This is a genomic window from Actinoplanes sp. NPDC051633, from assembly GCF_040681735.1.
Taxonomy (GTDB): Bacteria; Actinomycetota; Actinomycetes; order Mycobacteriales; family Micromonosporaceae; genus Actinoplanes.
The window spans coordinates 1-2,281 of the sequence record NZ_JBFAZH010001213.1; the positions used below are offsets into that span (position 1 = coordinate 1).

Below are 2,281 nucleotides of genomic sequence, written 5' to 3' on the forward strand. Positions count from 1 at the left end.
GACGAGCGAGACGGCGCGGCACGCCGGGCACGCCGACATCATCCGGGAGCAGCTCGACGGCACCACCGGCCGCTGAGGTCAGCCGGGCCGGTCGGCCTGCAGCAGCACGCAGCCGTGGGCGGGCAGGTCCGCGACCAGCGCGCCCGACTCGATGGGCAGCGGGTCGCCGGTCCACAGGTCGGTGAGCCCGGCCGCGCCGCGCAGGCCCAGGTCGGCGAGCGGCACCCGTACCCTCTGGGGCTGGTCCTCGATGTTGAACAGGCCGGCGTAGCCGGGCTCCGCGACCCACCCGATCAGGCCGTGGTCGCGCAGCACCTCGCGGTTGCCGCGGCTGTGCCTGAGCAGGCCGAGCACCGCGTCGTTGGTCAGCAGCGCGATGGTGGCCTCGTCGGAGGTCGGCAGGTCGCCGCCGACCATCAGCGGTGACCGGGCGATGCACCACAGCGACATCAGCGTGCGCTGTTCGTCGGGCGTGAGGCGGGAGTGCCGGTCCTCCCCTCGCTCGGCGCGGATGCCGATGTGGCCCAGCGGCAGCATGTCGGCGTCCGGCCAGGCGCCGGGCCGGATGAACGGCGCCCATCGGGCGAGCCGCGCGAACTGCTCGTAGACGTCCGCCCAGCGATCCCAGAGGTCGTCGGAGATCCGCCACATCGTGGCGTTGTCGCGCAGATGGCCGAGGTGCTCGGTGGAGAGGCCGCGACCGGGTGACAGGCTCAGCTGCATGGGCCGCCCGGCGGAACGCAGGCCGGCGGCGAAGGCGGAGATCTCCCCTTCGTGGTACGGCCACAGCATGTCGTCGGCCTTCACGAAGTCGACGCCCCACCCGGCGAACAGCTGCCCGATCGAGTCGTAGTACGCCTGCGCGCCGGGGTGGCCGAGGTCGAGCCCGTAGTTGTCGGTGTTCCACGGGCAGGTCGCGGTGCGGTCGGCGACGTCGGCCGCCGAGTACGACGTGCCGAGGACCGGGAGCTCGCGCTCGACGGCCAGGCGCGGTATCCCCCGCATGATGTGCAGGCCGAAGCGCAGACCGAGGCCGTGGATGCGATCGGCCAGCGCGTGGAACCCGGAGGGGAACCGCGCGCTGGACGGGTCCGGTCGCCCGTACCCGTCCAGCGATAGCGGCGCGGCGTCGTTGTAGCCGCCGGCCCGTGCGGTGGGATCGTGCCATTGGATGTCGACGACCACGGTGTCCCAGCCGTGCGGCAGCATCCGCCGCGCCATGAACTCCGCGTTGGCCAGCACCTCGGCCTCGGTCACCGAGGTGCCGTAGCAGTCCCAGCTGTTCCACCCCATCGGTGGAGTTGGCTCAGGCGATTCCACAACTCCCATTGTTGAGCGTGAACGCGGACGGTGCAGTGAAGCCGCCCCGGTGGGTGCCCTGGAAGCCGAACGAGACGCTGCCGCCGGCCGGGATGGCCGCGTTCCAGGAGATGTTGCGCGCGGTCAGCGCCCCGCTCGTCCCGGAGAGGGTGGCGTTCCACGAGTTGGTCACCGTCTGGCCGGACGGCAGGGTGAAGCCGAGCGTCCAGCCGTTGATCGGTGTGCCGCCGGTGTTGGTCACGGTCACGTTGGCGACGAAGCCGTCGCTCCACGAGTCGGCCGCGTACTTCACCCGGCAGGACGCGGGCTGCGGCCCGGGACCGGGACCCGGGCCGGGCGTCCCGCCGCCGGCGTTGACCGCGAGCGAGAAGTCGGTGACGGCCAGCCCGGCGCCGCCGATCCACGGCTCGAACCCGGCCTGCACGCTGGTCAGATACCACTGGTTGGTGATCGCGCCGCGGGTGCGGACGTCGTTGATGAACTCCAGGACGTTGAACGACCAGCTCGTGATGGCCGAGGGCGCCACGTAGGAGATCACGTTGTTCTGCCCGTTGGAGCCCTGCCACACCTGCCAGGTCCGGCCGCCGATGGTGGTGTTGCCGACCGGCGAGCCGATCGGCTGGATCGAGCCCTGCCGGTTGAACCAGATCATGATCTCCATGGCGCTGACGCCGTCGGTCTTCGGCGTCGGGTCCAGCCAGATGTCGTACGCCGCGTCGTACGTCGCGCCGCTCACGTACCGGTAGCCGACGGTGCTGGTCAGGCTGCTGATCTCGCTGACCCGCAGCGGCAGGCGGGTGCCGGGCGAGCAGTTCGCGTAGTGGCACCCGTCGTACACGGCGGGGTACGAGACGGGCGCGCCGCTGGTGTTGCCCACACCCTGCTGGCTGGTGATCTCGAAGCCGCGGTCGGTGACGTTGATGCACTGCTCGGCTGAGCTGCCCCAGCGGTTGTTCATGAC

The 2,281-nt window shown here is 71.3% G+C and carries 3 protein-coding genes; 1 reads left to right on the forward strand and 2 read right to left on the reverse strand.

What is annotated here, in order from left to right; all coding sequences use genetic code 11:
* Nucleotides 1–76 (forward strand): DUF664 domain-containing protein (locus AB0M20_RS39150; RefSeq protein ID WP_364306085.1); only part of this gene is annotated, 76 nt, incomplete at its 5' end.
* A 2-nt stretch (nt 77–78) separates the two neighbouring features.
* On the opposite strand, the gene AB0M20_RS39155 is transcribed toward AB0M20_RS39150, so the two are convergent.
* Together AB0M20_RS39155 and AB0M20_RS39160 are read right to left on the reverse strand one after the other, a co-directional pair.
* On the reverse strand, nt 79–1,293 hold the full coding sequence (locus AB0M20_RS39155) for a glycoside hydrolase family 27 protein (protein ID WP_364306081.1): 1,215 nt from the start codon (nt 1,291–1,293) through the stop codon (nt 79–81).
* A 13-nt stretch (nt 1,294–1,306) separates the two neighbouring features.
* The coding region (locus tag AB0M20_RS39160) for a cellulose binding domain-containing protein (protein ID WP_364306083.1) at nt 1,307–2,281 on the reverse strand (975 nt) is incomplete at its 5' end.

Bases quoted from the DNA above. Each gene is read 5' to 3' on its own strand.
- AB0M20_RS39155 (WP_364306081.1), bottom strand. From the start codon at position 1,293: ATGGGGTGGAACAGCTGGGACTGCTACGGCACCTCGGTGACCGAGGCC.